Here is an 18,222-nt window from a genome sequence, read left to right as displayed (position 1 = left end):
CTGAGCAAGCCAGCACCCGAGTCGGGCGGCTTGAAGCGTGCGGCAGAGCACGACAGGGTGTGATTTTCTTCGCCGACAAAGCGGTTCAAAGCCGATAATTAACCCTGGAATCGGTACTCCTCCAGCAGGCGGCGGCCGATGATCATTTTCTGGATCTCGGCGGTACCCTCGCCGATCAGCAGCATCGGCGCTTCGCGGTAGAGGCGCTCGATCTCGTACTCCTTGGAGAAGCCGTAACCGCCGTGGATCCGGAAGGCGTCCTCGACGACTTCCTTGCAGTATTCGGAGGCGAGGTACTTCGCCATCCCTGCCTCCAGGTCGTTTCGTTCCCCGGAGTCCTTTTTGCGTGCCGCGTTGACCATCATGGCATGGGCGGCCTCGACTTTGGTAGCCATCTCGGCCAGCTTGAACTGGATCGCCTGGTGCTCGGCGATCGGCTTGCCGAAAGTGTGACGCTGCTGGGCATACGAGACGCCCAGCTCGAAGGCGCGCTGAGCGACGCCGCAACCACGCGCCGCGACATTCACCCGGCCCACTTCCACCCCGTCCATCATTTGGTAAAACCCTCGGCCGGTGGCCCCACCGAGGACCCGATTGGCCGGAATGCGCACTCCGTCCATGATCAGCTCGGTGGTGTCGACGCCCTTGTACCCCATCTTGTCGATCTTCCCGGGGATGGTGAGCCCGGGAAGCACCTCACCGAAGCCCGGCTCCTTCTCGACCAGGAACGTGGTCATCGACCGGTGCGGAGCCGTGCCCTCCGGGTGGCCCTCGTCCGTCCGGCACAACACCGCGACCAGGTTCGACGTGCCGCCGTTGGTCAGCCACATCTTCTGGCCGTTCAGTACGTACGCGTCCCCGTCCCTGACCCCCTTCGAGGTGATCGCGGCGACATCGGAGCCGAGCCCGGGCTCCGACATCGAGAACGCGCCACGCACCTCGCCCTCGGCCATCCGCGGCAGGAACGTGTCCTTCTGTTCCTGCGTGCCGTGCTGCTTGAGCAGGTACGCCACGATGAAGTGGGTGTTGATGATGCCCGACACGGACATCCAGCCCCGGGCGATCTCCTCCACACAGAGCGCGTAGGTGAGCAGCGACTCGCCGAGACCGCCGTACTCCTCGGGGATCATCAGCCCGAAGAGCCCGAGTTCCCGCAGGCCCTCGACGATCCGGGTGGGGTATTCGTCGCGGTGCTCCAGTTCGGTGGCGACCGGAAGGATCTCCTTGTCGACGAAGTCCCTCACGGTGGCCAGGATCTCCCGCTGGACCTCGGTCAGGTCGGCGGTCCGGGCGAGTCGGCTCATGGCGTCACTTCTCCTGCGGCTGAGGGCGGCCCGGCTGCTCGCCGCCGCGTTCCTTCACATAGGTCGCGGTCGGCACCATCACCTTGCGCCGGAAGACGCAGACGACCGTGCCGTCCTGCTTGTAACCCCTGGTCTCCACGTACACGACGCCCCGGTCGCTCCGGGACCTCGACGGTGTCCTGTCCAGCACGAGCGTCTCGCCGTACAGCGTGTCGCCGTGGAAGGTGGGCGCCACGTGCTTGAGCGACTCCACCTCCAGATTGGCGATGGCCTTGCCCGACACGTCCGGCACCGACATGCCCAGCAGCAGCGAGTAGACGTAGTTCCCCACGACGACGTTCTTCCCGAAGTCCGTCGTGTTCTCCGCGTAGTTGCTGTCCAGGTGCAGCGGATGGTGGTTCATGGTGAGCAGACAGAACAGATGGTCGTCGTACTCCGTGACCGTCTTGCCCGGCCAGTGCTTGTAGACCGCGCCGATCTCGAACTCCTCGAAGGTGCGTCCGAACCGCATCGCTCAGCCCTCCGGCGCTTCGAAGCCGGCGGTACGCCGCATCCCCGCGGCCCGGCCCTTGCCCGAGATCACCAGCGCCATCTTCCGGCTGGCCTCGTCGATCATCTCGTCGCCGAGCATCGCCGAGCCCTTCGCCCCGCCCGCCGCCGAGGTGTGCCACTCGTACGCGTCCAGGATCAGCTCGGCGTGGTCGTAGTCCTCCTGCGACGGCGAGAAGATCTCGTTGGACGCCTCGATCTGCCCCGGGTGCAGCACCCACTTGCCGTCGTAACCGAGCGCCGCCGCCCGCCGCGCCACCTCGCGGTACCCGTCCACATCACGGATCTGAAGGTACGGGCCGTCGATGGCCTGGAGATCGTGGGTACGGGCCGCCATCAGGATGCGCATCAGAATGTAGTGATAGGCGTCCGCGCCATAGCCGGGCGGCTGCTCCCCGACCACCAGCGTCTTCATGTTGATCGAGGCCATGAAGTCGGCGGGACCGAAGACGATCGTCTCCAGACGCGGTGAGGCGGCGGCGATCTCGTCGACGTTCACCAGCCCCTTGGCGTTCTCGATCTGCGCCTCGATGCCGATCCTGCCGACCTCGAAGCCCATCGTCCGCTCGATCTGGGTGAGCAGCAGATCGAGGGCGATGATCTGCTGCGCGTCCTGGACCTTCGGCAGCATCAGGCAGTCCAGGTTCTGCCCCGCGCCCTCCACGACCGTGATGACGTCGCGGTACGTCCACTGCGTCGTCCAGTCGTTGACGCGTACGACGCGCGTCTTGCCCGTCCAGTCGCCCTTGTTGAGCGCGTCGACGATGGTGTGCCGGGCGCCCTCCTTGGCGAGCGGCGCGCACGCGTCCTCCAGATCGAGGAAGACCTGGTCGGCCGGGAGTCCCTGCGCCTTCTCCAGGAATCGCGGGTTGGAGCCCGGTACGGCGAGACAGGAGCGGCGCGGACGCAGCCGGTTCCCGGCGGGGCTCTCGGGGGTGGCGGGCGCGGTCATGAGGGGACCTCCAAGGGGTCGAGTTTGTTCGCTTTCCGGATCTCGTCGACGATACGGCCGATGATCTCCGTGATCCCGAAGTCCTTCGGGGTGAAGACGGCGGCCACTCCGGCCGCCCGCAGTGCCTCGGCGTCGGCGTTCGGGATGATCCCGCCGACGATCACCGGCAGCTCGCCCGCGCCTGCCTCGCGCAGCCGCCCGAGCACATCGGGCACGAGCGCGGCGTGCGAGCCCGACAGGATCGACAGACCCACACAGTGCACGTCCTCGGCGAGGGCGGCGCCGACGATCTGCTCGGGCGTCAGCCTGATGCCCTGGTAGACCACCTCGAAGCCGGCGTCCCTGGCGCGTACGGCGATCTGCTCGGCCCCGTTGGAGTGCCCGTCGAGCCCGGGCTTGCCGACCAGCAGCCGCAGCCGCCCGGAGCCCAGCTCCGCGGCGGTACGGGTCACCTTCTCCCGTACGGCGGCGAGCGGCGTGCCCGGCTCGGCGGTCACCGCGACCGGCGCCCCGCCCACCCCGGTGGGCGCGCGGAACTCGCCGAACACGTCGCGCAGCGCCCAGGACCACTCGCCGGTCGTCACCCCGGCGCGGGCGCACTCCACGGTCGCCTCCATCAGATTGGCGGTGGAGGCGGCGGCCTTCTTGAGGGCGGTCAGCGCGTCGGTGGCCCTGGTCTCGTCCCGCGCGTCCCGCCAGGCGCCCAGGGCCGCCACGACCCGGGCCTCGTTCGTCGGGTCGACCGTCATGATCGCCGTGTCGAGGTCGGCGGTGAGCGGGCTGGGCTCCGTGGACTCGTAACAGTTGACGCCGACGATCCGCTCCTCGCCCGACTCGATCCGCGCCCGGCGCTGCGCGTGCGCGGACACGAGCCGCGACTTGAGATACCCGGACTCGACGGCCGCCAGCGCGCCGCCCATCTCCTCGATCCGGCCGATCTCCGCCAGGGCCCCGTCGACCAGCTCCGCGACCTTGGCCTCGACGACGTGCGAGCCGTCGAAGAGGTCCGCGTACTCCAGCAGATCGCTCTCGTGCGCCAGCACCTGCTGGATACGGAGCGACCACTGCTGGTCCCAGGGCCGCGGCAGCCCCAGCGCCTCGTTCCAGGCGGGGAGCTGGACGGCGCGGGCGCGGGCGTCCTTGGAGAGCGTCACGGCCAGCATCTCCAGGACGATCCGCTGCACGTTGTTCTCCGGCTGGGCCTCGGTCAGCCCCAGGGAGTTGACCTGGACGCCGTAGCGGAAGCGGCGCTGCTTCGCGTTCTCGATGCCGTACCGCTCCCGGGTGATCCGGTCCCAGATACGGGAGAAGGCCCGCATCTTGCACATCTCCTCGACGAAGCGCACGCCCGCGTTGACGAAGAAGGAGATCCGTCCGACGACATCGCCCCGGCGCTCCTCGGGGATCCGGCCCGACGCGAAGACCGCGTCGAGCACGGCGATCGCGGTGGACATCGCGTACGCGATCTCCTGGACCGGGGTCGCCCCGGCCTCCTGGAGGTGGTAGCTGCAGATGTTGATCGGGTTCCACCGGGGCAGGTGGTTCACCGTGTACGTGATCATGTCCGTGGTCAGCCGCAGGCTCGGCACCGGCGGGAAGACATGCGTCCCGCGCGACAGGTACTCCTTGACGATGTCGTTCTGCGTCGTGCCCTGGAGCGCGGCCGGATCCGCGCCCTGCTCCTCCGCGACCACCTGGTAGAGCGCCAGCAGCCACATGGCCGTGGCGTTGATGGTCATCGAGGTGTTGGTGCGCTCCAGGGGGATGTCCTGGAAGAGCCGGCGCATGTCGCCGAGGTGCGAGACCGGCACCCCGACCCGGCCGACCTCGCCGCGGGCGAGGATGTGGTCCGGGTCGTAGCCGGTCTGTGTCGGGAGGTCGAAGGCGACGGACAGGCCGGTCTGGCCCTTGGCGAGATTGCGCCGGTACAGCTCGTTGGACGCCTCGGCGGTCGAGTGACCGGCGTACGTCCGCATGAGCCAGGGCCGGTCCTTCTGACGATCGGTCATGTGGGAACCCTCAGACATTCAGGCGTTCAGGCATTCAGTCGGTCGGGCGGTCGGGCGTTCGGGCGGGGCCGGGTCAGACGTCCCTGAAGCGGTTGATGGCGTCGAGATGGCGGGCCCGCAGCTCTTCGTCGCGCACGCCCAGGCCCTCGCGCGGTGCCAGCGCCAGCACGCCGACCTTGCCCTGGTGCCGGTTGCTGTGCACGTCGTACGCGGCCTGGCCGGTGTCCTCCAGCGCGTACACCTTCGACAGGGTCGGGTGGATCCTCCCCTTGGCGACGAGGCGGTTGGCCTCCCACGCCTCGCGGTAGTTGGCGAAGTGCGAGCCGACGATCCGCTTGAGCGACATCCACAGGTAGCGGTTGTCGTACTCGTGGGTGTAGCCGGAGGTCGAGGCGCAGGTGACGATCGTGCCGCCCTTGCGGGTGACGTACACACTGGCGCCGAACGTCTCGCGCCCCGGGTGCTCGAAGACGATGTCCACGTCCTCGCCGCCGGTCAGCTCGCGGATGTGCTTGCCGAATCGTTTCCACTCGCGCGGGTCCTGGTGGTGTTCGTCCTTCCAGAACCGGTAGTCCCCGGCGGTCCTGTCGATGATCGCCTCGGCGCCCATCCGCCGGCAGAGCTCGGCCTTGTGGTCGCTGGACACGACACAGACCGGGTTCGCCCCACCGGCGAGCGCGAACTGTGTGGCGTACGAGCCGAGCCCTCCGCTCGCGCCCCAGATCAGCACGTTGTCCCCCTGCTTCATCCCGGCACCGTTGCGGGAAACGAGCTGGCGGTACGCGGTCGAGTTGACGAGTCCGGGCGCCGCCGCCTCCTCCCAGCTCAGATGCTGGGGTTTGGGCATGAGCTGATTGGACTTCACCAGCGCCAGCTCCGCAAGACCGCCGAAGTTGGTCTCGAACCCCCAGATCCGCTGCTCGGGGTCGAGCATCGTGTCGTTGTGCCCGTCGGACGACTCCAGCTCGACGGAGAGGCAGTGCGCGACGACCTCGTCCCCGGGATGCCAGGCGTTGACGCCGGGTCCGGTACGCAGGACGACGCCCGCCAGGTCGGAGCCGATGACGTGGTACGGCAGGTCGTGCCGCTTGGTGAGGTCGCTGAGCCTGCCGTACCGCTCCAGGAATCCGAAGGTCGGCAGGGGCTCGAAGATCGAGGTCCAGACGGAGTTGTAATTCACCGAGCTGGCCATGACGGCCACGAGGGCCTCACCCGGGCCGAGTTCGGGCACCGGCACCTCGTCGAGATGGAGCGAGGCGCGCGGGTCCTTCTCCCGGGTGGCCAGACCCGCGAACATCTCCGTCTCGTCCTTGTGCACGGTCACCGCGCGGTACGAGCCGGGCAGGGGCAGTGCGGCGAAGTCGGCGGGCGTGGCGTCCGGCGACTGGATCGCGTCCAGGATGTCCTTCACGGTGGTGCCTCCGGCGAAGCTGGGATGCGAATGCGGGGGGTCGCGTACGTGACTGCGGTGGAGGTGTGCCGTCGGTTCGGCGGGTCTGACGGGTGCGGCGGCTGTCGATCTGCCGCTGGAACGGCGCCGGGTGGGCGCGGAGGTGCGGTGCCTGTGACGCAGGCGTCCAGGCGCACGGGCGGGATCGCTCGCGGGAACAGCCGGACAACATCAACGTATGGCACCCTGTGACACCTGGCAAGGCACTGGGTGCCATTTTTCTGTCTCAGTTGTCGGGCACGTGGCACGCATGAGCCATACCTACCGCCCGGAGGCCGGTACGTATCACTTCCCGGCGCGACGGCACCGGTCCGGGGTGGGGCGGGGTTGCGGGGGCTGGGTGTGGTGCTCAGGCGTCCTTGAGGGCCTGCTGGATCACGCGCATGACCTCGTCCAGCGGCGCGTCCGTACGCGCCACCGTCACCAGCACCTCCCCGCTGGTGCGGGCGGACGCCGCCGGCCGCCGCGGCGTCCGGCCCATGGCCCGGCCCGCGCCGATGCCCGTGCCGAAGGTGTCGCGGACGATCGCGAAGGCATGGTCGAGCTGCCCCTCGACATCGCCCTCGCCGCCGGCCCGCAGCCAGCGGCGCAGCACATGGTTGTGCGCGGTGACGACGGCGGACGCGGCCACCTCGGCGAGCAGCGGGTCGTCATTGCCGTCGGTGTGGTCGCGCTCGTCGAAGTGGCCCAGCAGATAGCGGGTGAACAGCCGCTCGTAGCGGGCCACGGAGGCGATCTCGCGCTCCCGGAGCGTGGGGACCTCGCGGGTCAGCCGGTAGCGCTCCACGGAGACCGCGGGGGAGGCCGCGTACATCCGCATGACCTCCTTGATGCCCCGGCAGACCGTGTCGAGCGGGTGCTCGTGGGAGGGCGCGGCGTTCAGCACCGCCTCCGCGCGGACGAGGGTGTCGTCGTGGTCCGGGAAGATCGCTTCTTCCTTGGAGCGGAAGTGCCGGAAGAAGGTACGGCGCGCGACCCCCGCGGCGGCGGCGATCTCGTCGACCGTCGTCGCCTCGTACCCCTTGGTGGCGAACAGCTCCATGGCCGCCGCGGCCAGCTCGCGGCGCATCTTCAGCCGCTGGGCGGCGGCACGGGTGCCCGCCGCACTCTCCGGGGCGTCGGACCGGGTGCTCGTACGGGAGGACTTGGCGGGCTGGGACATGAGGTGAACGTACTGCATCGGCGCAGGAGAGCGCGCCCGCGGGCCCGCACCGCCCGGCCTCGGACCGCCCGGCTCGGGAGCACCCGGCCGGGGGCCGCCCGGCTCGGGGCCGGGCGGTCCGCCGCATCCCGCGCCCGGGTCAGCGCCGCGCATACTCGCGGAAGCCGCGGCCCGTCTTGCGGCCCAGGCACCCCGCCGCCACGAGATGTTCCAGCAGCGGCGCCGGGGCCAGCCCCGGGTCGCGGAACTCACGGTGCAGGACGCGTTCGATGGCGAGGGAGACATCGAGGCCGACCACGTCGAGCAGTTCGAAGGGGCCCATCGGATAGCCGCCGCCCAGCTTCATCGCGGCGTCGATGTCGTCGGGCGTCGCGTAGTGCTGCTCGACCATCTTCACCGCGTTGTTCAGATACGGGAAGAGCAGCGCGTTCACGATGAAACCCGCGCGGTCGCCGCACTCCACCGGGTGTTTGCGGACGGTGGCGGCCACCTCGCGGACGGTGGCGTGGGCCTCGTCGCAGGTGAGGACCGTACGGACCACCTCGACCAGCTTCATCGCCGGGGCGGGGTTGAAGAAGTGCATGCCGACGACGTCCTCCGGGCGTGAGGTGGCGCGCGCGCAGGCCACCACGGGGAGCGAGGAGGTCGTGGTGGCCAGCACCGCGCCGGGCCGGCAGACCTTGTCGAGCGTGGCGAAGAGCCGCCGCTTGACCTCCAGGTCCTCGGCCACCGCCTCGACGGCGAGATCCACCTCGGCGAGCGCGTCGAGCGACCCGGCCGGCACGATCCGCGCGAGCGTGGCGTCCCCGGCCCCGGCGCTGATCCTGCCTCTCTCGACGGAACGGGCGAGGGATGTCGCGATCCGGTCCCTGGCCGCCGCCGCCTTCTCCGGGCTCCGGGCGGCGAGGACCACTCCGTACCCCGCCACGGCGAAGACCTCCGCGATCCCGCTCGCCATCGTGCCGGAGCCCACGACGCCCACCGAGGCGACCTGACGGCCGGGGACGGCGCCCGCCGCGGGGGAGGGGGTGAGCGCGTCCGGCACGGCGACGGCGCTGCCCGGCGCCTCGTACGTGTAGAAGCCGCGCCCCGCCTTCCGGCCGGTCAGCCCGGCGTCGCTGAGCTGCCGCAGGACCGGCGCGGGGGCGTGCAGCCGGTCGTGCGAGGCCGCGTGCATCGCGTCCAGCACCGTACGGGCGGTGTCGACGCCGATCAGGTCGAGCAGCGCGAGGGGCCCCATCGGCAGCCCGCAGCCCAGCCGCATCGCCGCGTCGATGTCCTCACGGGAGGCGTACTTGGCCTCGTACATCGCGGCGGCCTGGTTGAGATAGCCGAAGAGCAGCCCGTCCGCGACGAAGCCGGGCCGATCGCCCACCGCGACCGGCTCCTTGCCCAGCTCGCGGGCGAGCGCCGTGACGGCGGCGACGGACCGCGGCGCGGTGAGCACCGAGGAGACCACCTCGACCAGCTTCATCGCCGGGGCCGGATGGAAGAAGTGCAGCCCGAGCACCCGCTCGGGGTGGGCCGATTCGGCCGCGAGCCGGGTCACCGAGAGGGCGTTGGTGCCGGTCGCGAGGACGGCGGAGGGCGCGACGATCCCGTCCAGCGCGCGCAGGACCCCCAGCTTGGTCTCGTACGACTCGGGCACCACCTCGATCACCAGGCCGGCGTCGGCGGCGGCGTGCAGATCGGAGAAGGTACGGAACCGGGCGAGGGCGGTCCGCCGCTCCGCCGCGCTGATCCGGCCGCGCCCGACGGCCCGCGCGGTGGAAGCCTCCAGGGCTTCGACCGCGCGGCGGGCGGCGGCGGCGCTGACGTCGATGCCGATGACCTCGCGGCCCGCCCGGGCCAGGAGCTCGGCGATGCCGGTCCCCATCGTGCCGAGGCCGACGACGGCGATGGTGGAGAGAGGGATGTCCATCAGGGGACTCCAGGGGTGAGTGACGGCTTGCTGAGGGGCGCGCGGGCGCGGGGCGCGGCGGGCGCGTGGGCCGGCGTGCGGGCACGCGGCGGGGAGCACGGCACAGGGAAAAAGCGCGGTGGAGCGGCGGCGGACCCTGTTCCGGGGCCACGCCGTATCGCGGTGCTGAACCGACAGCACCGCCGGGGAGCACTCGCGGCGGCTGCGTCACCAGGCCTTCGCGAGCAGCGGAGGGTATCCGCTCATCTGAGGTTAACCGACCGGTAACGAGCGCGCCAGATCTGGGTCGCTGTGCGCCGCGTCACTCCGGGCGGCGACGGCTCCGTCCCTCCCAAGAGTGGCCGGTCGGGGCGTGGTTGACGCTGGTGGGCGCCGATATCCTGATCTCATGGACGAGGACTTCCGCTCGCTCGCCGACCGGACGAAGGACGAGTCCGGGGGTTCCGTCGTGTACCGGCGGCTGATCGGCACCGACGACACGGAAGCGCTGGCCGATGTCCTCGTCGGGCGCGGCCAGCCCCTGTGGGCGCTGGAGATCGCCGCCTTCCGGCTCGGCTGCGCCGGTGACGCGCGGGCCTTCGAGGCGCTGGTGCTGCTCCTCAACCACCGCGATCCGGAGCGCTGCGTCTCCGCCTCGTACGCCCTGGCCCGGCTCGGTGACCCGCGCACCTCCCGGGCCGCCGCCGCGCTCGCCACCAACGGGCTCCGTACGGCCTACGCGCTGCACCCCGTGCGCCTGCTCGCCGAGTTACGGGCGCCCGAGTCCGTACCGGCGCTGATCACCACACTGCAACGGCTGCTCTCCCCGGACGAGCCGCACTGGCGCGTCGCGCTCGCCTGCGTAGAGGGCCTGGGCCGCCTCGGCGACGCCCGCGCGCGCCCCGTCCTGACGGCGGCCAGGGACCACCCCCGCCTCGCGACGGCGGCCGGCGAGGCGCTCGGCCGCCTCCCGGGCACCTGACTCCCCGCGGCCCCGGCAGGGTTCACAACAGCGTGAGCTGGGTCGCGCCCGGTTCCTGGGGCGGGGCGGCGGCCGGGGGACGGATGTGGCGCGCGGCGCCCCGGCCCGCGGGGCCGATCCCGAACTCGTCGGCCAGTTCGTGCACTTGGCGGGTGATCCGCCGCTGGTACCACTTCGGGGCGTACGCCCCCTCCGCGTACAGCCGCTCGTACTGCGCCACCAGATGCGGATGGTGCTGTCCCAGCCAGGCCATGAACCACTCGCGCGCCCCCGGCCGCAGATGCAGTACGAGCGGGGTCACGGAGGCGGCCCCGGCCGTGGCGATCGCCCGTACCGTCTCCCTGAGCTGTTCGGGGCGGTCGCCGAGGAAGGGGATGACCGGGGCCATCAGCACCCCGCAGTCGATGCCCTGGCCGGTCAGGGCGCGTACGACGTCGAGGCGGCGTTCGGGGGAGGGCGTGCCGGGTTCGACCGTGCGCCACAGCTCCTGGTCGGTGAAGCCGACCGAGACCGAGATGCCGACGTCGGTGACGGCGGCGGCCTCCCGGAGCAGATCGAGATCGCGGAGGATCAGCGTCCCCTTGGTGAGGATGGAGAACGGGTTCGCGCGGTCGCGCAGCGCCCCGATGATGCCCGGCATCAGCCGGTAGCGGCCCTCCGCCCGCTGGTAGCAGTCGACGTTCGTGCCCATCGCGATGTGCGCCCCCTGCCACTGGCGGGAGGCGAGCTGGCGGCGTACCAGCTCCGGGGCGTTGATCTTGACGACGATCTGCGAGTCGAAGCCCAGACCGGTGTCCAGGTCCAGATAGCTGTGGGTCTTGCGGGCGAAGCAGTAGACGCAGGCGTGGGTGCAGCCGCGGTAAGGGTTCACCGTCCATTCGAACGGCATACGGGACGCTCCCGGCACCCGGTTCACGATCGAACGGGCCCGGATCTCGTGGAACGTGATTCCTCGGAACTCGGGGGTGTCGAACGTACGAGTGGTCACCGCGTCCGTACCGAAGAGCGCGATCTCCCCGGACGGCGACCCCGGTGTCCCGGGTACCCCGGTCGCTCCGGGCGTTCCGGTCCCCGCGGTGTCGGGTGGGCTTTCGGCCAGATTGTCCCAGCGCATGGGTGCCTCCTCGGTAGCACTGGCGACAGAATAGAACACTTGTTCCCTTGATCGCTTCCGGCCCGGATTTGGGCGGGCGTACCGGGGGGTGGTTGGCTGGCCGCACCCCGCTTAAGAACCGAGTGCTGGAGGAAGATCCATGGCGCAGGTCGAGGCCACGACGGAGCGAGTCATCGCGGCGGACCCGGAGACGGTGTTCGATGCTCTGGCCGACTACGAGAACACCCGCGCGAAGCTCCTTCCGGGGCAGTTCAGCGAGTACGAGGTCCGCGAGGGCGGCGACGGCGAGGGCACCCTCGTCCACTGGCGGCTCCAGGCCACCAGCAAGCGCGTACGCGACTGCCTGCTGGAGGTGACCGAGCCCAGCGACGGCCGCCTCGTGGAGAAGGACCGCAACTCCTCCATGGTCACCACCTGGACCGTCACCCCCGCAGGTGAGGGCCGTTCGAAGGCCGCCGTCTCCACCGTCTGGGACGGCGCCGGCGGTGTCGGCGGCTTCTTCGAGCGGACCTTCGCCCCGAAGGGGCTCGCCCGCATCTACGACGAGCTGCTGGCCAAGCTCGCCACGGAGACCGAGAAGGGCTGACCTCCCACCGGCCCGGCAGCGGGCCCGCTCGGGCTTTCCCGGGCTCACCGTTTCGAGTGGTCTTCCCCGCGGCGCGGTTGTGCGCCCCCGGCGTGCGGCGTCGCGGGAAAGCCCCTGATGAGCGCCCCGTTGCCACCTTTTCCCCTCAACTTCCCCCCGTCACACTCCTCTTCGGGGGAGAGCCTCCCGCTTGCTCCTGCTCGGCGGCCAATGCGAAGAATGACGCCGCGCAGGTGCGACGAGGGGAGCGGTACGTGGGTGGGACCACTCTGGTGACGGAGGGCGGACCGGTCGTCGAACGCGACGACGGGTCCGACGACGGCGCCGCCGACGACGGCAACGGCCACGGCGGGCGGCACGCCCTCCACGGCGCCGGTCCTGACACCCCCGCCCCGGGCGCCGCCGCCACCGCCCCGCTCAGCCCCCGCCGGATCCGCCTGGTCTTCCTCGGGCTGATGCTCGCGCTGCTGCTGGCCTCGCTGGAACAGATGATCGTGGCCACCGCCCTGCCGAAGATCGTCGGCGAACTCCAGGGCCTGGACCGGATGTCCTGGGCGATCACCGCGTATCTGCTCACCGCCACGATCGGCCTGCCCGTCTACGGAAAGCTCGGCGACCTCCTCGGCCGCAAGGGTGTCTTCCAGTTCGCGATCGTCGTCTTCGTCATCGGCTCCGCGCTGGCCGGCTGGTCCCGCACGATGGACCAGCTCATTGCCTTCCGCGCCCTCCAAGGGGTCGGCGCGGGCGGGCTCATGATCGGCGTCCAGGCGATCATCGCGGACATCGTCCCGCCCCGGCAGCGCGCCCGGTACATGGGGCTCATCGGCGCGGCCTTCGGGGTCGCCTCCGTCGCGGGACCGCTGCTCGGCGGCTTCTTCACCGACCATGTCTCCTGGCGCTGGTGCTTCTACTTCAACGTGCCCTTCGGCCTGGTCACCCTCGCCGTCGTCACCGTGGTCCTCAAGCTCCCCAAACCCGCCGCCCGCGCCCGTCTCGACGTCCTCGGGACGCTGCTCCTGGCCGCCGCCTCCACCTGCCTGGTGCTGCTGACCAGTTGGGGCGGTACGCAGTACGCGTGGGGCTCCCGCGTCATCCTCGGCCTGGCCGCGGGCGCCGCCGTGACGACGCTGCTCTTCCTGGTCGTCGAGCGCTTCGCCGTGGAACCGATCATCCCGCCGCGCCTCTTCCGCGACTCCGTCTTCAACGTCACCGGACTGCTGGGCGCGATCGCCGGCGTCGCGCTGTTCGGCGCCGCCGGCTATCTGCCGACCTTCCTCCAGATGGTCGACGGGGCGAGCGCCACCGAGTCCGGGCTGCTGATGCTGCCCATGATGGGCGGCATCGTCTGCTCCTCGATCGTCGCGGGCCAACTCGTCAGCCGTACGGGGCGCTACAAGGTCTACCCGGTGTTCGGCTCCGCGCTCGCGGTCGTCGGCATGTGGCTGCTGTCCCGGCTGGACGCCGACACGTCCCGGTTCGCCTGCGGGGTGGCGCAGGCGGTCCTCGGGCTCGGGGTGGGCCTGGTGATGCCGGTGCTGGTGCTGGCCGTGCAGAACTCCGTACGCCCCGCCGACCTCGGCACCGCCACCAGCGCCAACAACTACTTCCGGCAGATCGGCGGCAGCGTGGGCGCCGCCGTCTTCGGCACGCTCTTCGCGGGCCGCCTCGCCGACGCGCTGGCCGACCGCGTCCCCGCCGGGGCGGGGCTGCCGAGCCCCGACTCCATCACCCCGCAGATGGTCCACGCACTGCCGCCCGCACTGCGCGACGGCTACGTCCAGGCGTACGCGGACGCCATGCCGCGGATCTTCCTCTATCTCGTGCCGGTGCTCGCGCTCGGCCTGTTGACCGCCTTCTTCCTCAAGGAGAAACCGCTGGTGTCCCAGAACGCCTCCGCCGCCGAGCCCACCGCCGCAGAGCCGGTCGCCGTCCCCCTCCCACGCGCCGCCCGGCCCGCGCCCGGGGCGCCTTCGGCCCCGGCGGGCCCGGAGCGTCCGGCGGCGTATCTCCAGGGCGTGGCCGTCTGCGGCACCGTCCAGCACCCCGACGGGTCCACCGTGCCCCGCGCCGCGCTCACCCTCATCGACGTCCAGGGGCACCAGATCGGGCGCGGCGCGAGCGGCACGGACGGGCGGTACGCGCTGAGCGTGCCCGGGGCCGGTTCGTACGTGATGATCGCGGCGGCCGGCGGGCACCAGCCGCAGGCGGTCACGGTGACCGTCGGCGAACGCCCGGTCGAGCTGGACGTGGTGCTCGGCGGCGCGGGCCGTCTCGCCGGGGCCGTGGTCACCGCCGACGGCACCCCCGTACGGGACGCCGCCGTGACCCTCACGGATGTCCGCGGGGACGTCGTGGCGACCACCCGCAGCGGGCGCGAGGGCGGCTATGTGATCTCGGAGCTGGTGGCGGGCGAGTACACCCTGGCCGCGAGCGCCCCCGCCTTCCGGCCCGCCGCGCTCCCCGTCACCGTGCAGGCGTCGCGGGAGACCCGGCAGGACATCGAGCTGGCCGGCGGGGCGGTGCTGCGGGGGACCGTACGGGCCGGGGGCGGCCGTCCCGTCGAGGACGCCCGGGTCACCCTGCTCGACGCGGCGGGCAACGTGGTGGACACCCTCACCACCGGCGCCGACGGCACCTTCCGCTTCGTCGACCTCTCCTCCGGCGAATACACGGTCATCGCGGCGGGCTATCCTCCGGTCGCCACCGTGCTCCGGATGGCGGGCGGCGGGCGCACCGAACGCGATCTCCAATTGGGCCACGAGGACTGACTGAAATTCAGTCGGCAAAGGGTTGTGCGCGGGCGCACTACCTATTAGTTCATTGCCCGGCGCAACCTGTGCGGAAGTGCGTACCGTGGAGGGCGGAGCCGCGGATCCTGGCGGCAGGGAAGGAGCCTCCCACCCATGGACAGGGGTATTCCGCCGGGGCCGCCGGAGCGATTCGCGGCGGCCGGCCGGATTCCGCTCGCCGTGGTCGTCGTGGACGGCGACGGTCTGGTGTCGCACTGGTCGAGCGGGGCCCGACGGCTGTTCGGGCCCACCCGGGACGAGGCGGTCGGCCAGCCGGCGGCGGACCTGATGCCGGTGGCCGGAGCCCTCGCGCGGCAGGAGCGGAGCGTGGCCCACGGAGGCTACGACGACCGTGACGGCCAGGACGAGCTGGGCCCGGAGCTGCACACCCTCGGCTCCTACGCGACCGCCGGGTGCGCCAAGCTCTCCGAGCCGGGGCGCGGCAGACTCGACGTGCTCTGGTGGGCCTACCCGCTGGTCGGCCCCGGCCCCGGGCGCCATCTCGTCCTCGCCGCCGACGCGGCCCAGTTCCGCTCCGCGGACGGCGAGGCGACCGGTGATCCGGGCGGCGGCGCGCTGCGCATCACCCCGGCCTTCGCCCTGCACACGGAGTTCCCCGACGCCGACCGGCTCGCGAGACGGCTGCCGGACATCCTGCCGAACATGGGGCCCGCCGCGGCCGGCCGCATCGTCTCCCAGGTCCTCGAACTCGGCTACCCCGTACTGGAGTTCAGTCGTCACGAACGGGTCCCCGTCACCCCGGACTGGGGGGTGCCGAAACGGGCGCAGGACCACCCGGGGTACACCACGCCCGACGCGCAGGACACACCGCGGCGGCGTGCGGCACCCCGGCCCGAACTCGACCTGGAGTACGCGGAGGTGCGCGAGCGCCTCGAATTCCTGAACGAGGTCAGCGGACGGATCGGCAGCTCCCTCGATCTGTCCCGCACCATCCGTGAGGTCACCAGCGCGGCCGTGCCCCGCTTCACCGACTTCGCCGGCACCCATCTGCGCGCCGCCGTCCTGGCCGGTGAGGGGTTCCCCGACGGGCCGCCCGACGTCACGACCATCTGGCACCGCGTCTGGGTCGAACACAACGACGAGCCGGGCCGCTGGGACGACACGGTCCCGGTCGGCGAGGCCATCGCCTTCCCCGAACACACCCCGTTCTTCCAGTGCATGGTCACCGGCGAGCCCGTGCTCATCCCGCGGATCAGCGAGGAGCAGGGCAACCGGATCTCCGGCGAGTTCGAGAAGCGCGACCTGCGGCCCCTCATCAACCACCGCTCCATGCTGCTCGTCCCGCTCAAGGCGCGCGACGTGGTGCTCGGCTTCATGGTGCTGATGCGGCGGCCCGAGCGCGAGCCGTTCGACGCCATGGACCGTACGACCGGGGCCGAACTCGCCGCCCGCGCCGGGCTCGTCCTCGACAACGCCCGGATGTACACCTACCAGGAGAACGTCGCCGAGACGCTCCAGGACAGCATGCTGCCGCAGGTCGCGCCGCGCATGGCGGGATGCGACATCGCCACCCGCTACCTGCCCGGCACCCGGCTCGGCCGGATCGGCGGCGACTGGTTCGACGCCGTCAAACTGCCCGGATCGCGTACGGCGCTGGTCGTCGGGGACGTGATGGGCCACGGCCTCAACTCGGCCGCGATGATGGGCCAGTTACGCACCGCCGTCCAGACGATGGCCACCATGGAGATGCCGCCCGCCCAACTGCTCCGCAATCTGGACGACTTGGCGCAGCGGCTCGGCGAACAGTACCTGGCGACCTGCCTGTACGCGGTGTACGACCCGATCCGCTCCGAGGTCCAGATCGCCAACGCGGGTCATATCCCGCCGGTGCTCGTCCGCGCCGAGGACGGCAGCAGCGAGGTCCTCGACGTGCCCACCGGAGCGCCCATCGGCGTCGGCGGCGTGGCCTTCGAGACGGCGACCGTACGGATCCGTCCCGGCGACCGGCTCGTGCTCTGCACCGACGGCCTGGTCGAGGTACGCGGGGAGGACATCGGGGACGGTCTCGCGGCGCTCTGCGCCTCCGCCGCCCACCCCGCCGCCTCGATGAACGACGCCTGCGACACGATCATCCGCGCCCTGAACACCCGCGGCGGGCGCAAGGACGACGTGGCGCTGCTGATGGCCAGGCTCAACGGCATCCCCACCGACGACGTGGCGGAGTACGAACTCGCCCTGGACCCACGCGAGGTGCGGCGCGCCCGGCGTCTGGTACGCGACCGGCTCCTCGGCTGGGACCTGCCCGGCACGGTGGTGGACACGGCCGAACTGATGGTCAGCGAACTGGTCACCAACGCCGTGAACCATGCCCGCTCCCGCCGGGTCGGGCTGCGGCTGGTCCGTACGGACGCCCTGCTGTGCGAGGTCCTCGACGACGAGCCCGCGCCCGCCACGCTGCTCAGCGCGGGCCGCTCGGACGAGTTCGGCCGCGGACTGCGGGTGGTGAGCGCGCTCGCCCGCGAGTGGGGCAGCAGCAGTTCGGCACACGGGAAGACGGTCTGGTTCGAGCAGGCGCTCCCGCACACCACGCGCACCCGTGCGAAGGGCAGGTGAAGGAACCACCAGGCCCTCTTGCCTCCCACGCCCCACGGGCGGTACTCCATGATGCGACAGCTCGCGCCCGGTGAGCCCTGCACGGGGAGGACCGACATGGATGTGTCGTCGCGCTACCGCGAATCCTGGGAAGGCTACTGGCGGGAGACCTCCGGCGCGCCGGGTGAGGCGATCTGGGACTGCGACCCGTCGCTGGGCTCCGTCCCGCACAGCGAACTGCTCCTGCCGCACGCCGACGCCTCACTGCCCGTGGTCGACCTCGGCTGCGGCAACGGCACCCAGACGCGCTACCTCGCCACCCGCTTCGCCCGTGCGATCGGGGTGGATCTCTCGCACGCGGCGATCGCACACGCGCGCCGCGCCGACACCACGGGGACGGCCGAGTTCGAACAGATCGATCTGGTCGACCAGGACGCCGTGCGCGCGCTGCGCGAGCGCACCGGCGACACCAACGTCTACATGCGCGCCGTGATCCACCAGAGCGACCCGCAGGACCGGCCCGCGGTCGCGGCGGCCGTCGCGGAGCTGGTCGGCACGCGCGGCCGGGCCTTCGTCGCCGAGCTGACCCCCGCCTCCAAGGCGGTGCTCCAAGGAGCGGTGGAGGGCCCCGGCGGCCCGCCGGAGAAGCTGCGGCGGGTCTTCGAGCACGGGCTCAGGCCCGCGGGCGTGACCGACGAGGAGGTGCCCGAACTGCTGCGCGGAGCGGGCCTGGAGATCCTCGCCAGCGGTGACACCGCGCTCCCGCAGACCGAACACCTGCCCGACGGCACCCGGATCGACCTGCCCGCGCGGTGGTTCGTCCTCGCCGGACAGTAACGGGCGTCCGTACGGGGGCGGTTGCAAGGCCCCCG

Annotated in this window: 13 protein-coding genes; 5 read left to right on the top strand and 8 right to left on the bottom strand. The window is 71.4% G+C overall.

All coding sequences use genetic code 11. The annotated features are described in order from the left end of the window. Window positions 1–98: 98 nt before the first annotated feature. The 7 genes from ACIBJC_RS04250 to ACIBJC_RS04220 all read right to left on the bottom strand — a co-directional run bounded on the left by ACIBJC_RS04250 (window position 99) and on the right by ACIBJC_RS04220 (window position 9,347). Window positions 99–1,304, bottom strand: coding sequence for an acyl-CoA dehydrogenase family protein (locus tag ACIBJC_RS04250; protein WP_399287488.1), 1,206 nt, complete (start codon window positions 1,302–1,304; stop codon window positions 99–101). Between the two features lie 4 nt (window positions 1,305–1,308). After that, complete coding sequence (locus tag ACIBJC_RS04245) at window positions 1,309–1,815, bottom strand: MaoC family dehydratase (RefSeq protein WP_399287485.1); 507 nt, start codon at window positions 1,813–1,815, stop codon at window positions 1,309–1,311. Between the two features lie 3 nt (window positions 1,816–1,818). After that, window positions 1,819–2,805, bottom strand: a complete 987-nt coding sequence (locus ACIBJC_RS04240; RefSeq protein ID WP_399287482.1) for an HpcH/HpaI aldolase/citrate lyase family protein — start codon at window positions 2,803–2,805, stop codon at window positions 1,819–1,821. After that, on the bottom strand, window positions 2,802–4,814 hold the full coding sequence (locus tag ACIBJC_RS04235; RefSeq protein WP_399287479.1) for a protein meaA: 2,013 nt from the start codon (window positions 4,812–4,814) through the stop codon (window positions 2,802–2,804). The genes ACIBJC_RS04240 and ACIBJC_RS04235 overlap by 4 nt, the downstream gene beginning before the upstream one ends. Before the next feature lie 73 nt (window positions 4,815–4,887). After that, a complete protein-coding gene (ccrA, locus tag ACIBJC_RS04230) occupies window positions 4,888–6,225 on the bottom strand; it encodes a crotonyl-CoA carboxylase/reductase (protein WP_399287476.1) in 1,338 nt (445 codons plus the stop codon). A gap of 388 nt (window positions 6,226–6,613) precedes the next feature. Beyond that, window positions 6,614–7,426, bottom strand: a complete 813-nt coding sequence (locus ACIBJC_RS04225; RefSeq protein WP_399287473.1) for a TetR family transcriptional regulator — start codon at window positions 7,424–7,426, stop codon at window positions 6,614–6,616. 139 nt (window positions 7,427–7,565) lie between these two features. Then, entirely contained in the window at window positions 7,566–9,347 is a 1,782-nt protein-coding gene (locus tag ACIBJC_RS04220) for a 3-hydroxyacyl-CoA dehydrogenase family protein (RefSeq protein ID WP_399287470.1), read from the bottom strand. Between the two features lie 388 nt (window positions 9,348–9,735). Between ACIBJC_RS04220 and ACIBJC_RS04215 the strand changes: the two genes are divergently transcribed. After that, window positions 9,736–10,308, top strand: coding sequence for an adenylosuccinate lyase (locus tag ACIBJC_RS04215; protein ID WP_399287468.1), 573 nt, complete (start codon window positions 9,736–9,738; stop codon window positions 10,306–10,308). Window positions 10,309–10,330: 22 nt separating this feature from the next. On the opposite strand, the gene ACIBJC_RS04210 is transcribed toward ACIBJC_RS04215, so the two are convergent. Next, window positions 10,331–11,422 carry an Rv2578c family radical SAM protein gene (locus ACIBJC_RS04210; RefSeq protein ID WP_399287465.1) on the bottom strand — a complete coding sequence of 364 codons (1,092 nt, stop codon included), beginning with the start codon at window positions 11,420–11,422 and terminating at the stop codon, window positions 10,331–10,333. A 139-nt stretch (window positions 11,423–11,561) separates the two neighbouring features. On the opposite strand from ACIBJC_RS04210, the gene ACIBJC_RS04205 reads away from it, so the two are divergent. From ACIBJC_RS04205 to ACIBJC_RS04190, 4 genes are all read left to right on the top strand, one after another. Then, window positions 11,562–12,008: an SRPBCC family protein gene (locus ACIBJC_RS04205; RefSeq protein ID WP_329827866.1), complete on the top strand. Its 447-nt coding sequence runs from the start codon at window positions 11,562–11,564 to the stop codon at window positions 12,006–12,008. A 254-nt stretch (window positions 12,009–12,262) separates the two neighbouring features. Then, window positions 12,263–14,776, top strand: a complete 2,514-nt coding sequence (locus ACIBJC_RS04200; protein ID WP_399287462.1) for an MFS transporter — start codon at window positions 12,263–12,265, stop codon at window positions 14,774–14,776. A 135-nt stretch (window positions 14,777–14,911) separates the two neighbouring features. After that, the gene (locus ACIBJC_RS04195; protein WP_399287460.1) at window positions 14,912–17,371 is read left to right on the top strand and encodes a SpoIIE family protein phosphatase; all 2,460 of its coding nucleotides are present in this window, start codon (window positions 14,912–14,914) and stop codon (window positions 17,369–17,371) included. Between the two features lie 96 nt (window positions 17,372–17,467). After that, window positions 17,468–18,187, top strand: coding sequence for a class I SAM-dependent methyltransferase (locus tag ACIBJC_RS04190; protein WP_329827863.1), 720 nt, complete (start codon window positions 17,468–17,470; stop codon window positions 18,185–18,187). Window positions 18,188–18,222: the final 35 nt, after the last annotated feature.

Source organism: Streptomyces sp. NPDC050509 (assembly GCF_044457965.1).
Classification (GTDB): domain Bacteria; phylum Actinomycetota; class Actinomycetes; order Streptomycetales; family Streptomycetaceae; genus Streptomyces.
This window is presented reverse-complemented; position numbering and strand designations above follow the sequence as displayed.